Source organism: Streptomyces sp. NPDC001231 (assembly GCF_042896885.1).
Taxonomy (GTDB): domain Bacteria; phylum Actinomycetota; class Actinomycetes; order Streptomycetales; family Streptomycetaceae; genus Streptomyces.
In genome coordinates this window covers 37,696-53,044 of record NZ_JBIAXS010000013.1, presented here as the reverse complement: position 1 = coordinate 53,044, position 15,349 = coordinate 37,696, and the positions used below count along the sequence as shown (strand labels likewise).

General features: G+C 68.6%; 14 protein-coding genes. 12 read left to right on the top strand and 2 right to left on the bottom strand.

Annotated elements, in window-relative coordinates:
* Positions 1-120 precede the first annotated feature (120 nt).
* Complete coding sequence (locus ACFY3J_RS17630) at positions 121-753, bottom strand: HAD-IA family hydrolase (protein WP_390841196.1); 633 nt, start codon at positions 751-753, stop codon at positions 121-123.
* A gap of 173 nt (positions 754-926) precedes the next feature.
* Between ACFY3J_RS17630 and ACFY3J_RS17625 the strand changes: the two genes are divergently transcribed.
* The 11 genes from ACFY3J_RS17625 to ACFY3J_RS17575 all read left to right on the top strand — a co-directional run bounded on the left by ACFY3J_RS17625 (position 927) and on the right by ACFY3J_RS17575 (position 11,399).
* A complete protein-coding gene (locus tag ACFY3J_RS17625; protein WP_390841195.1) occupies positions 927-2,147 on the top strand; it encodes a helix-turn-helix domain-containing protein in 1,221 nt (406 codons plus the stop codon).
* A 514-nt stretch (positions 2,148-2,661) separates the two neighbouring features.
* Complete coding sequence (locus tag ACFY3J_RS17620) at positions 2,662-3,129, top strand: ATP-binding protein (RefSeq protein ID WP_390841194.1); 468 nt, start codon at positions 2,662-2,664, stop codon at positions 3,127-3,129.
* 149 nt (positions 3,130-3,278) lie between these two features.
* Complete coding sequence (locus ACFY3J_RS17615) at positions 3,279-5,123, top strand: glycoside hydrolase family 15 protein (RefSeq protein WP_390841193.1); 1,845 nt, start codon at positions 3,279-3,281, stop codon at positions 5,121-5,123.
* Positions 5,123-6,583: an ATP-binding protein gene (locus ACFY3J_RS17610; RefSeq protein ID WP_390841192.1), complete on the top strand. Its 1,461-nt coding sequence runs from the start codon at positions 5,123-5,125 to the stop codon at positions 6,581-6,583. Before ACFY3J_RS17615 ends, ACFY3J_RS17610 begins: the two co-directional genes overlap by 1 nt.
* On the top strand, positions 6,580-6,990 hold the full coding sequence (locus ACFY3J_RS17605; protein WP_390841191.1) for a roadblock/LC7 domain-containing protein: 411 nt from the start codon (positions 6,580-6,582) through the stop codon (positions 6,988-6,990). The genes ACFY3J_RS17610 and ACFY3J_RS17605 overlap by 4 nt, the downstream gene beginning before the upstream one ends.
* A complete protein-coding gene (locus tag ACFY3J_RS17600) occupies positions 6,987-7,343 on the top strand; it encodes a DUF742 domain-containing protein (protein WP_390841190.1) in 357 nt (118 codons plus the stop codon). Before ACFY3J_RS17605 ends, ACFY3J_RS17600 begins: the two co-directional genes overlap by 4 nt.
* Complete coding sequence (locus ACFY3J_RS17595; protein ID WP_390841189.1) at positions 7,321-7,935, top strand: ATP/GTP-binding protein; 615 nt, start codon at positions 7,321-7,323, stop codon at positions 7,933-7,935. The genes ACFY3J_RS17600 and ACFY3J_RS17595 overlap by 23 nt, the downstream gene beginning before the upstream one ends.
* Complete coding sequence (locus ACFY3J_RS17590; RefSeq protein ID WP_390841188.1) at positions 7,932-9,110, top strand: cytochrome P450; 1,179 nt, start codon at positions 7,932-7,934, stop codon at positions 9,108-9,110. The genes ACFY3J_RS17595 and ACFY3J_RS17590 overlap by 4 nt, the downstream gene beginning before the upstream one ends.
* A gap of 13 nt (positions 9,111-9,123) precedes the next feature.
* On the top strand, positions 9,124-10,353 hold the full coding sequence (locus tag ACFY3J_RS17585; RefSeq protein ID WP_390841187.1) for a cytochrome P450: 1,230 nt from the start codon (positions 9,124-9,126) through the stop codon (positions 10,351-10,353).
* Positions 10,354-10,377: 24 nt separating this feature from the next.
* Positions 10,378-10,857 carry a helix-turn-helix transcriptional regulator gene (locus ACFY3J_RS17580; RefSeq protein ID WP_390841186.1) on the top strand — a complete coding sequence of 160 codons (480 nt, stop codon included), beginning with the start codon at positions 10,378-10,380 and terminating at the stop codon, positions 10,855-10,857.
* Positions 10,854-11,399, top strand: a complete 546-nt coding sequence (locus ACFY3J_RS17575; RefSeq protein ID WP_390841185.1) for a hypothetical protein — start codon at positions 10,854-10,856, stop codon at positions 11,397-11,399. The genes ACFY3J_RS17580 and ACFY3J_RS17575 overlap by 4 nt, the downstream gene beginning before the upstream one ends.
* A gap of 522 nt (positions 11,400-11,921) precedes the next feature.
* Here ACFY3J_RS17575 and ACFY3J_RS17570 read toward each other — a convergent pair.
* Positions 11,922-12,185, bottom strand: coding sequence for a hypothetical protein (locus tag ACFY3J_RS17570; RefSeq protein ID WP_390841184.1), 264 nt, complete (start codon positions 12,183-12,185; stop codon positions 11,922-11,924).
* Positions 12,186-12,205: 20 nt separating this feature from the next.
* Here ACFY3J_RS17570 and ACFY3J_RS17565 point away from each other — a divergent pair, with 20 nt between their 5' ends.
* Positions 12,206-15,349 (top strand): tetratricopeptide repeat protein, encoded by a 3,144-nt coding sequence (locus ACFY3J_RS17565; RefSeq protein WP_390841183.1) that lies wholly within the window; start codon positions 12,206-12,208, stop codon positions 15,347-15,349.

Genomic DNA, 15,349 nt, shown 5'->3' with positions numbered 1-15,349 from the left:
AGCACACCAACCGGATCGCGACACCGGATACCGAAGCCCTCACACAGGAAATGATCACGGGAGCGATCCACAGCGAGCACTCGACAGCATCACACATCCCGCGGTGTGTCTCCGGTCGATTCAGACCGGCGTCGGATCGCGAAGGAGTGAGTCCAGGATGGCCGCGGTACCGGCGGGGTCCGTGGTGTGGTGGACAGTGCGGATGCCAAGGGCCTCGGCGGGTGGCAGGTTCTCCGCGTGATCGTCAACGAACACGCATTCCGGGCCGGTCAGTTCCACGGCGTCGAGGGCTCGCTGGTAAATGAGCGACGACGGCTTCCGAACGCCTTCCAGCTCCGACAGGATCACCGCGTCGAAGAAGTCCGTCCACATGCCCTTGTCCTCATACGGGTTATAGGGCTCGATACCGAAGCTGTTGCTGAGCATGGCGACCTTGATGCCGGCCGCCCGGGCGCGCTTCGCCGCGGCGACGATCTGGGGCTCGGGACGCAGGTTGGCCAGGGCGCGCCGCATCAGGTCGGTGGGGTCGATGCCGAGGATGCCGCCGATTACGCGGTTCCAGTCCTCTTGAGTGGCCTCCCCGACCTCCAGCGCTGCGTAGATCGCGACACCGTCAGGGTGCTCGTTCAGGGCTGCGAAGTAGGCGCCGGGCGTCAGGCCCTCCGACATCTCGAACGCCTGCCCATTCAGTCTCATGCGGGTGGTGAGCACACCGCCGAAGTCGAGAATCAGGCCACGGTATGGGGCTGACAAAGCGGCCTCCTGCCCATCTGTTCTTGCGTGTACGCAGTCCCCCGGCCGCAACGCGGCAGGGGGACCGTTGAGTGCCCTCCCCAGGGGAGAGACCACCAGTATCGCCCCTGTTCGATGCGCGTGGGCCTACGCTTGACACGAGTGCCCTGTCCACTACGACGAATGGTCACCCCATGGCGTATGACGGAGAGTTGTTCAGCATCGGGCAGAGGATCAAGTGGTTCCGGGAGCGCCGGGGCATGTCCCAGAAGATGCTGGGAGACCTAATCGGCAGGTCAGAGAACTGGGTCTACAAGATTGAGAACGATCGAATGCCACTGGATCGGGTTCCGATCCTCATCGCGCTCAGCAGGACGCTGCGTTGCAGCCTGGAGGATCTGACCGGCGGCTATGTGTCCGGGATCACCACGGGAGGGACGGAGCACGAGCACGTCCCATTCATCCGTCAGGCGCTGTCCCTGCCAGCCTCCCTGCTGCCGCACCGTGTCGGCCCGATCAGCGCCGAAGACTTCGAGTCATCCGTGACGGACGCCTGGAACGTCTACGAGACGCAGGCCGAAGACCGCTACCGCGACGTGGGCGTTCGGTTGCCGAACCTGCTGCGCCAGGGCCACGCCGCCCTACGTGATGCCTCCTCTGAGCAGGAGGGTGCCGTCCTGCGACAGCTCATCAGCCTCTACGGCCTGCATCAGATTTGGCTGCGCCGCGTCGGCGAACCAACCCTCGCGCGCATCGCGGCGGACCGCGGCCTGGCCCTCGCAGACAACGCTGGCGACCCGGCTCTCCTCGCAGCAGCGGCCTGGAACTTGGCCTGCGTCCTCACCTCCGCGGGGGACGTGGATGACAGCTACGAGCTGACCCAGCAGACCATCGCCCAGTGCCGACCTCACGATGGCGCCAGCCCCGAGCATTGGTCTGCGTACGGCGCGCTGCACCTGCAAGGCGCTGTCGCTGCCGTACGCGCCACGAAGGGCCCGCGCGCGTGGGACCTGTACCGCGGGGCCCAGCAAGCCGTGGAGCGGGTCGGTGCGGATCTCAACCACTGGCACACGTGCTTCGGGCCGACGAACTTCGCCATGCACGAGGTACACATGAAAGCCGAGGAGGGCGACACAAGCGAAGCCCTCCGCGCCGCAGACCACGTGCAGGTCAACCCGGCGGTTCCTCTCGAACGTCGGACCCGATATCTGATCGAGGTGATGAACCTCAACCGCATCCAGCGAGACGACTACGCGACGGTCCATATCCTCGGCAAGCTGCTGAAGCAGTCTCCGGAGGAGATCGTGTTCTCTCCGCTGGTCAGGGAAGCTGTCGCCGACCTTCTGAAGCGCGAGAAGCCGATGTGGCGCGACGACCTGCGCGCGGTCGCCAGGCACATCGGACTCGCAGCGTAGGCATATGCCAACCCTGAGCCTTACTCAGCCCTGATTTTTTCTCAGGGGTGAGCCGTCGAAACGGCCCTAGCTTTACGGGTCATGACGACAAGTCACGCACAGTCGGAATTCGGCGTGGCGCCATTACCGCCCGCCAAGCGCCATCTCCGTCTTGCTCGCGAGGCCGAAGTCGAGCCGACGGAGGCCGGCCGCTTCGCGGTCCCCCTCGCCCTGTACGAGGGGGCCGCGGAGCCGGCGGATGTCCCGCTGGTCTTGACGGCAGATGAAGCGGTCGCCCTAAGCTGCAAGCTCGGTGCCCTCTTCCGGACCACGGAGGGGGACGCCCGATGACGGCGCGAACCCTCCAGGACCGGGAGCGCCGACGCAACCTCGCTGACGCCTCCATCACCCCCCTGCCCGCCCTCGGCGGACACCTGCGGCACATCCCGGGCCAGCGGCGCCGAACGAACCCCCTTGCCTCGCTGCACACTCCGGTAGCCCTCCACGTCCGGCTTTCACGGGGCAGGCGGGGGCGATGAACGGCACAACGCAGCAGCGCCCAACCGCGCTTCGCGACAGCAGCCTGGTGAGGGAGGACTTCCCCATCACCGAGCACGCACCAGGCGAACTCCCTGCATACGAAGACACGCTGAGGGTCGGAGCCATGAGGCGCGTGACCCACGATCGCCTCCGCTCACGCGGTCTGGACTGCGTCGCGGACGAGGCGACCTTGGTCGTCTCCGAGCTGGTCACCAACGCCATCCTCCACAGCGGTGGCCGCCACGTTCGCCTCACCCTCGACCTTAAAGACGGCGTCCTCCGCATCCGCGTCTACGACGGTGTCCCTGGGCATCGCGCAACGGTGCAGCACCCCACCGAAGAAGACGAACATGGCCGCGGCCTTGCCCTCGTGCAATCGATCGCCAGCAAGCGACTGGGCGCCTGGGGCATCGACGACGACGGGGCCACGACATGGTGCAACTTGCGTTTGGAACCGAGCTGATGGCGGTGCATCGCCAACTTCCTGCCATCAGTTGGCCGGTTGGCCCGATGTACGTCATCTCCAACGCGATCTGATCCATCCACTTCCCGGCCGCTGCGTCGGCCCCTCATGCCATCCCCGGCTTGTCCGGGCCTACGGAGACCAACACGATGAAACCTGTTCCGCATATCGAGCAGTACGGCCTGATCGGCGACATGCAGACCAGCGCTCACGTCTGCGACGACGGCTGGATTGACTGGCTGTGCCTGCCCCGCTTCGACTCGTCGGCCGTCTTCGCTGCTCTGCTCGGAACGAAGCGGCACGGAGCATGGCGTATCGCGCCGACCGCAGCGTACGAGGGCAGCGCCGGTGTGGTCGCCGAGCGTCGCTATGCCGGCGAGTCCCTTGTGCTGGAGACAGTATGGACGACGCCTTCCGGCAGCGTGAAGGTCATCGACTTCATGCCGCCGCGGGACGGCGCATCGCAGGTGATCCGGATCGCGGAGGGAACGGCAGGCGAGGTGGCGATGGTCTCCACGGTGCGGGCTCGCCCCGGTTACGGACGAGTCAGCCCGTGGATTCACGAGCTGGGCGGCCGCATGATCGCCGAGGCCGGTGGAGACGCCTTGTGGCTCGACACGTCCGCCGAGCAGGCCGAGAAGGACGGGGCGATCGTCAGCTCGTTCACGGTCGCCGCAGGCGAGAGCGTCGCCTTCGTCCTTGGTTGGGGGCCGTCCCACGGGGCCGCGCCGGAGATTCCGGATCCTGAGGCTGCCCTGGCGGCGACGCTCGCATTCTGGGCGGACTGGACGAGTCAGTGCACCTACAACGGCCCGCATCGGGAAGCCGTCGTCCGATCCTTGATCACCCTGAAGGCCATGACATACGCCCCCAGCGGGGGAATCGTCGCCGCTCCGACCACGTCGCTGCCGGAAGAGATTGGTGGGGGCCGGAACTGGGACTACCGCTACACCTGGCTGCGCGACGCCTCCACCACCCTGGCAGCCCTGCTCGGCACGGGATACCGGCAGGAGGCCGAGGCATGGCGGCGATGGCTGCTGCGGGCCGTGGCCGGCGACCCGGAGAACCTGCAGATCATGTACGGAATCACCGGTGAGCGGGACCTGCAGGAGCGGGAGCTGGGGTGGCTGCCCGGCTACGAGAACTCCGTCCCCGTCCGCGTCGGCAACGCTGCAGCGGACCAGCTGCAGCTCGACGTGTATGGCCACGTGATCGAGATCCTGCGCCTCGCGCACCTCGGCGGGGTCGCCCACTGCAGAGATACCGCGGTTCTGCTCCAGCGGCTGGTCGAGCACCTGGCCCAGCGGTGGCAGATGCCCGACGAGGGTATCTGGGAGGTCCGCGGGCAGCGCCGGCACTTTGTGCACTCCAAGGTCATGGCCTGGGTGGCGGTCGACCGGACGATCCGCCTGGTCGAGGCTGGCGCCCTGGACGCCGACCTGTTCGCGCTGATGGAACTGCGCGAGGCCATCCACCACGAAGTGTGCACGAAGGGCTTCGATCCGGACCGCAACACCTTTACGCAGTCGTATGGATCGCAGGAGGTCGATGCCGCCCTACTGCTGATCCCCCGGGTGGGATTCCTGCCTCCCGATGACCCTCGGGTGCTGGGGACGGTGGAGGCGGTGCGCCGGGAGCTGTCCACCCCGGAGGGCTTCGTACGGCGCTACACGACCGCCGGCGGCGACATCGGGCTCGACGGCTTGGCCGGCGACGAGGGGACCTTCCTGTTCTGCTCGTTCTGGATGGTCGACGCGCTCGCCCTGACCGGCCGCCTGCCAGAAGCCCGCGCTCTCTTCGACCGGCTGCTGGCCCTGCGCACCGACCTCGGTCTGCTCGCCGAGGAGTACGACCACGCCGCCGATCGCCAACTCGGCAACTTCCCACAGGCGTTCAGCCACATCGGGGTGATCGGGTCCGCGCTCCTGCTGCAGCAGCTCGGCGCTGGGGCGCCCGAGGCGACGGCCGACATGCTCGTTCCGGTGGGTGTCTGATGAACGCGACCGTCACGACCCTGGTCGTCCTACTCGCCGTCGCGGCCGTGGTCGCCGTGGCAGCGGCCTGTGTCTCCCACCGCCGTTGGCAGCAGGCGCGACAGGAGGCCCATCGTCTCAGCCGAGAACAGCAGGCGACCGAGCATGCCCTGCGGAAGCTTGTCGGCGAGATCCTGCCCCAGATTCACCAGGCGGGCGGTCGGATCTCCGTACCGGCCCCTGCACCGGAACTGGTGGGAACCGCGGTCGGTGAGCAGCTGACCACGGTGGTCAAGTGTGCCGCTGGCGTCGTCCAGGCCGTGGTCCGCGACGTCCAGTACGCGGCGTACGAGGAGGTCGAGCGGGCAAAGACGCTCGGTGCCGAGGAGTTGCGGGGTGCGCATACCGCCGCGCAGGAGGAGATTGCGCGTGTCCGTTCCACCGCGCTGCGGTCGACCGAGGCCGCCGTGCGCAGCGTGTCGTCTGCTCTTGTGGGCATGGCCGCCAGGACCAGCCGCAAGGTCAGCAAGGGGATGCGCGCCCACGAGGACGACGCCGCATTCGAGACGCTGATCGGCATCGACCACACGGTCCAGCAGATGCTGCTGGTCGCCCAGGGATGGACCGTTCTGGCCGGCGGCAAGCTGACCCGGCGCTGGCCCACGACGTCCTTGACCGACGTGGTGCGGGCCGCGATGGGCTACGTCGAGGACTACCAGCGGGTGCTGCCGCAGGAGCTCGACGTGGCGGTGACTACCCGGGCGGTGGGGCCCGTGGTGCAGACGCTCGCGGCCTTGTTGGACAACGCGCTGCGCTTTTCTCCGCCGGAGTCGCGCGTGCATGTCTCCTTCGAGCAGGGTCACAACGGGGTCACCGTCTTCGTGGACGACAGCGGCCTGCAGATGACGCCTGAGCAGCTCGACGCTGCGCGGGACATCCTCACCGGGCAGCACAGGGATAACATCACGCAACTCGGTGCCCGTCCGCAGATCGGGTTCAGGGTCGCCGCCGCACTCGCGAGCGCCTACGGGTTCCGGGTCGATGTCCAGGCACCCAACTCCCTGCTGGGCACTCGTGCGCTCCTGACTCTTCCCCAGGACCTCCTCACCACGGTGCCGCAGACGCCGCTGGCACCCGCGCAGCCGCCGCAGGCCATCCAGTCGCCCGCGCTCGCCCCCGTCCCGGCCGACCCGCCGCCCGCGCTCACCCCGGTTCCAGCAGCCTCGCAGCCCGCACTCGCTGCTGCCCCGGCCGCCGAGGAGCCCGGCCAGGAGCGCCCCGCTGTCCGCACGACCGCCAGCGGCCTGTCCGTGCGCAACAAGCGCACCACACCCGCTGCCGCTCCCGCTCCCCGCCCGGCCAACGCCAAGCCGGGACGGGCGAGCGTGATCGCCGCCTGGGCTCATGGCACGCAGCGCGCCCGCGCCGAGCAGGACGCCTACACCTCCATCGCCGACAACGACCAAGGACAGGACGCATGACCGATAAGAACATCGGCTGGCTCCTCGAAAGCCTGGAGGGCACCGCCGGCGTGGAGTACGCCGTTCTGGTCGCCGCGGACGGCATGAGCCCGGCCTACACCGACCGGCTGCCGCGCGTGCGTGCCGAGAAGATCTCGGCTATCGCTTCCACGCTGTGGGGAGCATCGCGGGCCTACGACCGGGAAACGGACGGTGGGGGCGTCCGCCAGTTCGTCATGGAGTCGGTCGACCACATCTCGCTGTTCATCCCGGCCGGCGAGAACTCGATGCTCGCTGTCCGCACGGACAGCCCCCACGCGGACATCGGTGTGATCAGCGAGGCCGCGTTGCGCCTGGCCGCGAGCGTGGGCGACCGGCTGGGTGTCAAGACGCGCGTCGCGGGCGGCACGGACGCCTCGCGGGCATGAGCGGGCCGCGGCAGGACCCGGATCTGGTCAGGCCCTACGTCCGCACGGGTGGACGTAGCCGCCCCAGCAAGGACGTGCGCCTGGAGAGCCTGGTCTTCGCCGCGACCGGCACCCTTCCCGGCCTGAACCCGGACGCACGTCGCGTGCTCGCCCTGTTCGCGCCCTCGCAAGGTGGAGGACTGGCCGTCGCGGAGATCGCCTCCGCGTTGTCCCTCCCACCCTCCACCACCCGGATTCTGGTCGCCGACCTCATCGAGCAGGGACTGATGACCCTCGCCCAGGGGCGGGACGACGACCGGCCCGTGGCCTCACTCCTCGAAAGGGTTCTGCATGGACTCCGCGCTCTCGCCTGAGCTCTCGCCTGACCGGTTCATCGCACCCACGGTAGCGGAGACCGCGAAGATCGTGATCGCGGGAGCCTTCGGCGTGGGCAAGACCACCTTTGTCGGCAGCGTCTCCGAGGTGTCTCCCGTGCACATGGAGGAGACCATCACCCGGGCGAGTGCCCTGGTCGACGACCTGGCCCGCACGCCGAGCAAGGCCACCACCACAGTCGGCGTGGACTTCGGCCGCATCCATCTGGGCGACGCGCTGGTGCTGTATCTGTTCGGCACCCCCGGCCAGGTCCGATTCAGCTTCCTGTGGCAGGAGCTGATCGTCGGCGCGCTCGGCGCTCTAGTGCTCGTCGACCCCCGCGACCTGGACGTCTCCCACGAAGTCCTCGGCCTTCTCGAAGAGAACGGCGTCCCATACGCGGTCGCGGTCAACCAGTTCGACGGCGCACCCCACCACCCGCTCGAAGAGATCCACGAAGCCCTCGCCCTGGAGGGCCACACGCCGCTGACCATGTGCGACGCCCGCGAGCGAGCGTCCTGCATGCAGGCACTGATCCAGCTCACCGAGTATCTCGCCCGTCTCGCGCACCCTCTGGAGCCCCGACCGTGAGCACCGCGACCCACCGCATCCCCCTGTACGAACCGGACTTCGCCAGAGATCCGCACGCGGCCTACCAGCGCATGCGTGAGCAGTTCGGCCCCCTGGTCCCCGTGGACCTGGCCCCCGGCGTGCCCGCCACGCTGGTCGTCGGGTACGAGCAGGCCCGCCGCATTGTCGCTGACCCGCAGCGCTTTCCCGCCGACCCGCGCCGGTGGCAGACCTCCGTCCCCGACACCTGCCCGATCCGGCCGATGATGGAGTGGCGCCCCAACGCGTTGCGTTCGGCCGGCGCCGAGCATGCCCGCTACCGGGCCGCGAACACCGCAGCCCTGGACGCCGTCGACCAGCACGCGCTGCGCGCCCACGTCGAAGTGGTCGCGGAGCAGACCATCAAAGCTTTCAAGGCTGGCGGCAAGGCGGACCTGCTGTCCCAGTACGCCTGGCCCCTTGCGTTTCAGACGCTCAGTCACCTCCTCGGCTGCCCCGACGAGGTCGGCCACCGGATCGCCGACGGGATGGCGAAGGTCTTCGACGGGGTCAATGCCTCCATCGGCAACCAGATCCTCGCCCAGGCCGTAGCGGACCTCGTCGCCCTGCGTCGCCGGCACCCCGGCGACGACGTGACCAGCAGACTGCTCGACCACATGGCACGGCTGGATGACACCGAGATGGGCCACCAGCTCATCACCCTCTACGGGGCGGGCATCGAGCCCCTGACCAACCTGATCACGAACACGCTCCTGGAGATGCTCACCAACAGTGAGTTCTCCGGAGACCTGCACGCCGGCGATGCCCCCGTGCGCGAGGCCCTGGACACGGTCCTCTACCGCGATCCGCCGCTGGCGAACTTCCAGATGACCTACCCGCTCCGGCCGGTGGACATCAGCGGCTTCCTCCTGCCGGCCGACCAGCCGGTGGTCATCAGCTACGCCGCCTGCAACAACGACCCCGCCCTGGGCCCCCACCGGCCACTGGGCAACCGAGCCCACCTCGCCTGGGGCGCAGGCCCGCACCGCTGCCCCGCCAGCTCGCACGCCTACCTCATCGCCGAGGCCGCCATCCTCCACATCCTCGACGCCCTGCCCGAGATGGACCTCGACGGCCACCGCGACGACCTCGCCTGGCGCCCCGGCCCCTTCCACCGCTCCCTGGTCGCCCTGCCCGTCACCTTCCCCTCACGCTGAAAGAGGCCCCACCATGTCCGAACAGATACTCGTCCTCGACCCCACCGGATCCGACCCGGACGCCGAACACCAGGCCCTGCGCGAGCGCGGCCCAGCCACGCTGGTGGACATCCTCGGCGTGCGCGCCTGGTCCGTCTCCGACCCGGTCCTCCTCAAGCAGCTTCTGACCAGCAAGGACGTCTCCAAGGACGGCCGCGCCCACTGGCCGGCCTTCGCCGAGACCGCGCCCGTCTGGCCCCTCGCCCTGTGGATCTCGGTTCGGAACATGTTCACCGCGTACGGCGGCGACCACCGCAGGTTGCGCCGCATGATCGCCCCCGCCTTCAGCTCACGCCGCATCACCGCTCTCGGGCCTGCCATCGAGCAGATCATCACTGCGCTCCTCGACGACCTCGATGCCCTCCCCACCGGCGAGGTGGTCGACCTGCGCGAGCGCCTCGCCTACCCGGTGCCGATCGCGGTGATCTGCCAGATCATGGGCGTCCCCCAGGAGCAGCGCGCCGGTTTCCGCGGCGTGGTCGACCGCGTTTTCGAGACCACCCTCACCACCGACCAGGCCGTCGCCAACTCCGGTGCCCTCTACAAGGCCCTCGACGCACTCATCGAAGCCAAACGCGCCGCCCCCGGCGACGACATGACCTCGCTGCTCATCGCCGCCCGCGACGACGAGGGCGACGGTACCGGCCTCACGCACGAACAACTCCGCGACACCCTGGTCCTGATGATCAGCGCCGGATACGAGACCACCGTCAACGCGATCGACTGGGGGCTGGTCGCCCTGCTGTCCGACCCCGACCAGCTCGGACACCTCCGCGCCGGCCGCGCCGACTGGGACGACATCGTCGAGGAGACCCTGCGCCACCAGCCCGCGGTCAAGCACCTACCGCTCCGCTACGCCCTCACCGACATTCCCCTACCCAACGGCCAGAACATCCGCAAGGGCAACGCCATCCTCGCCTCCTACGCCGCCGCCAACCGCCACCTCGACTGGCACGAGGACGCCGACCGCTTCGATGCCACCCGCCCCAGCAAGGAACACCTGGCCTTCGGACACGGTGTCCACTTCTGCCTCGGCGCCCCGCTCGCCCGCCTCGAAGTTGCCACCGCCCTGCGTCTGTTCTTCGAGCGCTTCCCCGACGTCGAACTCACCGCTCGTTACGACGAGTTGGAGAGGCTGCCGAGCCTGATCAGTAACGGACACACCACCGTCCCCGTGCACCTGCGTCCCATCACGACACGCTGACCGATACCGACGAGGAAGACCACCATGACCGCCTCCGCCCCGGCCACGCCGCTCACCCCGGCCGAACGGCGCATCGCCCAGCACGTGGTCAACGGCCTGCCGGCGCGACAGATCGCCGACGCCGAGACCCTGTCTCACCACACGGTCCGCTCACACATGCGCACCCTGCGCAGGAAGCTGCACTGCCCCGAACGCTGCTCCCTCGCGATCGTCACCCACCGCCTGCTCAGCGCCAACGACGCCACGGCCCCGTCACCGGACGCACCCGCGCCCGATCTGAGCACCAAACAGACGAGCCTGCTGCGAGCCATCACCGAGCACAGCACGCCACTCGACATCGCACGCGCCGCCAACATCGCCCCCTCTGACCTGCACTCCGCGCTCGACCAGTTGCTCGCCGACGCGAGCGCGCCGAACACCACCCAACTGGTCGCCCAGGCGCACGGCTGGAACCTGCTGACCGCAGACCAGACCAGCGCGGTGCAGAGCGGAGCGAGGCAGTGACGACGCTTCCGGCCTCCACCGCAGCCCAGCAGCAGCCGGCACCCCTCCCCCGGCGCCCGAGGCCGTTCGTGTCCGCGTACGAGATGCACTCGCTGCGCACGGACGCCGAACGGGCCAAAGCCGCCGCACTCGTCCAGGACCGTCAGCGCTGGCTCACCCTCCGCGGTCTGCCCGTGCCCGCCCGCGCTGACATCCCGGCTCTCTTCCGCGACCCGCAGGCGGAGCTGGCCGGTCTGTTCGAGGACGGCCTCCTGATCGCCTGCATGATCCTGCAGCGCGATCCCGACCTCGGATGGGGCGAGGGCCCCTGCCTCTTCCTCGGCCACGTCCACACCCTGCCCGGCCGCTCCGACGACACGATCCGGCTGATCACCCTGTGGGCCTCCGACTTCGCAGCCCGCCTCGACCTGCCGCGCGTGAGGGCAGAGGCTCTCGCCCGCCGCCCTCTCAACGTGGATCCGATCGCCCGGGTCCTGAACCGCCTCACCGGCATGGGATGGGACCTGCGCGGCTCCGGAACGGGACTGACCTTCCCCTCGTAGCGTAGAGACCGTGATTGCAGGGGAAGTTGGGAGTCATGGCGAGCAAGAGGCTGAAGTTCGATTCGGAGTTCCGTGAGGGTGCTGTGCGGATCGTCACTGAGACCGGCAAGCCGATCGCGCTGCGCGAGCCCGGACCGATCAGGAAGGCCGGACCGCATAACCAACGTCTCTACGCAACCAGGGGATTGACAAGTGCGCGCTGCTGGGTCTTTGGTTCGAACTCTCCTGCGGCATAGGCGGGTTGATCCTGTCGTCCCGCTCGAACGACTTGCACTGACGGCGCAGCACCCCGCTAATGGTAATCACGTCGTGACGACCCTTAACGGACCGGCCGCGGGACGAGTGCGAGGTTCGCGCACGCATGTGTCGCGCGCATGCGTCGCTCGGATGCATCATCCTTATGGATTGGCAACAGGAGTAGCAGTGACTGGAGTTGAAGTTATCGTGGCCGCGTTGGCCACAGGTGCGGCGGCTGGGTTTACGGATACCGTTAGTGATGCTGTACGCCAGTCCTACACGTCCCTACGTGAGTTGGTCAGGCGCCGACTGGAAGTCCGCGGTGACGCGGCGGTTCAGGTACTGGACGCTGAGGAGGTCGAGCCCGACGTTTGGCAGGCGCAGCTCGGTGAGCATCTGGTCGCGGCGGGAGCCGATAAAGACCAGCAGATCCTCCGCGCCGCCGAGGTACTCCTCGCGCAGGTGGAGGCCCAGGGCAGCCCCGTATCGAAGTACGCCGTCGATGCCCGGGAGGCCAAGGGCGTCCAGACTGGCGACCACAACACGCAAACGAATCACTTCAGCTGACGGTGAGCGAGCACACGACTGCTTCGGGTTCGAAGCCGGTTGACGCCCGTCATGCATACGGTGTCCAGGTCGGTGACAACAACGTCCAGATCACCACGGTCGTCGCGCGGGCACCGGGAGCGGATGTGCCTCCGCCGGCGGAGTGGCCTCTGCTGCGGCACGTGGAGTCGCCTCTTCACATGGGCGTACATCCGACCGCCATGGGCCGGGACGGGGAGCCACAGCTTCCCCCCTACGTGCCGCGGGACGGTGACGCCGCGCTGCACGACGCGCTGCGGGCCGTCGCCGAGTCCGGTGGACTGGTTCTGGTCCTCGGCGAGTCCACCGCAGGCAAGAGCCGGTGTGCGTTCGAGGCCGCGCGTAGCGTCGTTCCGGACCATCGACTGCTTCACGTACCGCCCCAGGATCTGATCAGCGGGGTCCAGAACATCCCGGACGGGATGCCGGTGATTGTCTGGCTCGACGATCTCGAGCAGTACCTGGGGGCGGCTCGCCTGACTGTCCCGTGGCTGCGCCTGATGCGGCGGAAGGGTGTGGCACTCCTGGCGACGATGCGTGTGGAGGAGTACTCACGGCTGCGGTCCGGACCGGGCGGGGACGGGCACCGCCTCGCTGGCGACGATGTCCTCAGGCAGGCCGATCACGTGGTCCGCGTGGAGCGACGGTGGTCATCGGCCGAACTAGGCCGCGCCCGGGGGGCCGAGGACTCTCGGCTCACGGAGGCGCTGACTCGTTCCGACGAATACGGGCTCGGGGAGTACCTGGCGGCGGGGCCCGACCTCATGACGGCCTGGCTCAACGGGTGGGCGCCCGGGGCACATCCACGGGGTGCTGCCCTCGTTGCCGCCGGTGTGGACCTTCGCCGCGCCGGGGTGCGCGTTCCCCTTGCGCTGTCGATGCTGGAACAGTTGCACGGGCACTATCTGCGCGGGCGGGGCGGTGCCCGGCTTCGCCCCGAGCTCCTCCCCCAGGCCGTGGAGTGGGCGACCGCTCAGATCAGGGCCACCACCAGTCTGCTTCTGCCCACCGACTCCGAGGGGCACATCACGGTGTTCGACTACCTCGTCGACACCACACAACGGGATGCCGCCGCCCCTCCCGTGCCCGAGGTCGTCTGGGACGCCGCCCTGCGGATGGCCGCTGAAGCCGATCGGGCGAACGTCGCAGAAGCAGCAATCAGTGAGAAGCAGTACGACATCGCGGAGGGCGTCTTCCGTGAGCTGCTGGACGCCGGTGACGAGGACGCGCTCGTCGGCCTATGCCAGGCTCTCGTAGGACAATTCAGGCTGCGCGACGCCGAGGAGTTGCTGAAGCAGCAGCTGATCGCCACTGCCGTTAATCCGCAGCGGCATGCCTTCTGCAGGTCCCTGCTCGGTATGCTGCTCTGCGCCGAGGAGCGGTTTGCCGAGGCCGAGGTCCATCTGCGTGAGGCCCTGGCAACGGAATCCGCGATCCCCGGTGCGGGCGTGTACCTCGGCACGATCCTGATCAGTCAGGAGAAGTACGCGGAGGCGGAGAGTCTGCTGCGCCCGTGGGCCGAGGAGGGCGACACGGACGCGTGCCGTGTCCTTGGCAAGGCACTCGATGGGCAGGGCAGAAGAGATGAGTCCCTTCCCTGGTTCGTCAAGGCCGCAGAGGCCGGCGACAACGAAGCGATGGTCTTCATGGGGCTCGCAGCCCAGAACGATCGCGACCTCGTCACGGCGGAAACATGGTTCCGCAAGGCGTTCGCGCTCGGTGGAAAGAGCGCGGAGAATGCCGGAGCCTTCCTGGCGATGATCCTCTCCGCACAGACTCGGTTCACCGAAGCGGAGCCCTTCTGGCGCGCTGTGGCCGAGACCGGCGGTAGCCCGCTCGCCGCGCATCACCTCGGGCAAGCCCTGCTGGCTCAGGACCGCGCAGGCGAGGCCGAACCATGGCTGGTCCAGGCAGCCGAAGACGGCTACGAAGGGAGTACAGAGGCCAGAGTTCTGTTGGGGCGCGCCCTCGCCGCGCAGGGCAGAGCCGACGAAGCCCTACGGTGGTGGCGCGAGGCCGCGGCGGACGGGTCCTCGGAGGCGGCGTACCGGATCGGCTTCCTCTTGCTGGATCAGGGCTCTTCGGAAGGCATCGAGTGGCTCGAGCGGGCCGCCCGGGCAGGCGAGTCCCTCGCGAGCAGTCGCTTGGGGGCGCACTATGCGGAGGCCGGCCAATACGAGGAAGCGCACAGATGGCTTGCGCAGGCGGCGGAAGCCGGCGTGCCCAGGGCTGCGTACATCCTGGGCTTGCTCCTGAGCCAGCAGGAGCGCTTCCGAGACGCTGAAGAGTGGTTCGAGAAGGCGGTCGAGTTGGGTGTGTCGGAGGCCTCCGAGCATCTCGCCACGCTGCGGGCGCAGGGTGCGCAGCCACGATCGGGAGCACCCGCGCAGCAGGACGAACGACGAGCCGACGAGGCGTTCGCCGCCGGGCTCCGCCTCCGGGATGCTGGTCAGCCGGACCAGTCCGAGGCGTCATTCCGCTCGGCGGCGGAGATGGGTCATGCCGACGCGGCCATGATGCTGGGCGTCGCGTTGATCAACAGGGGTTCGGGAAACGAGGGCATGGCCTGGCTGCGCGGCGCCGCCGAAAGTGGGCGGTCCTCCGGCGCCGCTCTCACCCTCGGGCTCCTGCTCAAGGAACAGGGAACCCTCGACGAGGCGGAATCCTGGCTCAGGCTAGCGGAGGAAGGCGGCCAGTCATCCGCGGCAGCGGAACTCGGCAAGCTCCTCCACGGTCGCGACCGCAGAGAAGAGGCCGAGCCGTGGCTCCGCAAGGCGGCCGAGGCCGGGAATGCCGAGGCGGCCGGCATCCTGGGCGTGCAGCTCAAGGATCAGGGGTGCACGGAAGAGGCGTGGGCGATGCTCTACCGGGCCGCTACGACAGGGTACGGGTTGGCGGCCACGGTCCTCGGTCTCATGTGCCTGGAGCAGGAACACTCTGATGCGGCGATCAAGTGGTGGCAGTACGCGGCGCAGGCGGGTGAGCCGATCGGAGCTCACACCCTGGGGACCGTGTGGGAGCAGAGGGGCCGGATCCAGGATGCCATCGCCATGTACACCCTGGCCGCGGAGAAGGGGCATGCGGACGCGATCGCCGCTCTGAACCGGCTTCGGGTTCTCGGGTTCTGA

Coding starts and splice junctions, on each gene's coding strand:
- ACFY3J_RS17620 (WP_390841194.1), top strand. CDS start 2,662: ATGAACGGCACAACGCAGCAGCGCCCAACCGCGCTTCGCGACAGCAGC.
- ACFY3J_RS17610 (WP_390841192.1), top strand. CDS start 5,123: ATGAACGCGACCGTCACGACCCTGGTCGTCCTACTCGCCGTCGCGGCC.
- ACFY3J_RS17615 (WP_390841193.1), top strand. CDS start 3,279: ATGAAACCTGTTCCGCATATCGAGCAGTACGGCCTGATCGGCGACATG.
- ACFY3J_RS17600 (WP_390841190.1), top strand. CDS start 6,987: ATGAGCGGGCCGCGGCAGGACCCGGATCTGGTCAGGCCCTACGTCCGC.
- ACFY3J_RS17585 (WP_390841187.1), top strand. CDS start 9,124: ATGTCCGAACAGATACTCGTCCTCGACCCCACCGGATCCGACCCGGAC.
- ACFY3J_RS17625 (WP_390841195.1), top strand. CDS start 927: ATGGCGTATGACGGAGAGTTGTTCAGCATCGGGCAGAGGATCAAGTGG.
- ACFY3J_RS17605 (WP_390841191.1), top strand. CDS start 6,580: ATGACCGATAAGAACATCGGCTGGCTCCTCGAAAGCCTGGAGGGCACC.
- ACFY3J_RS17580 (WP_390841186.1), top strand. CDS start 10,378: ATGACCGCCTCCGCCCCGGCCACGCCGCTCACCCCGGCCGAACGGCGC.
- ACFY3J_RS17595 (WP_390841189.1), top strand. CDS start 7,321: ATGGACTCCGCGCTCTCGCCTGAGCTCTCGCCTGACCGGTTCATCGCA.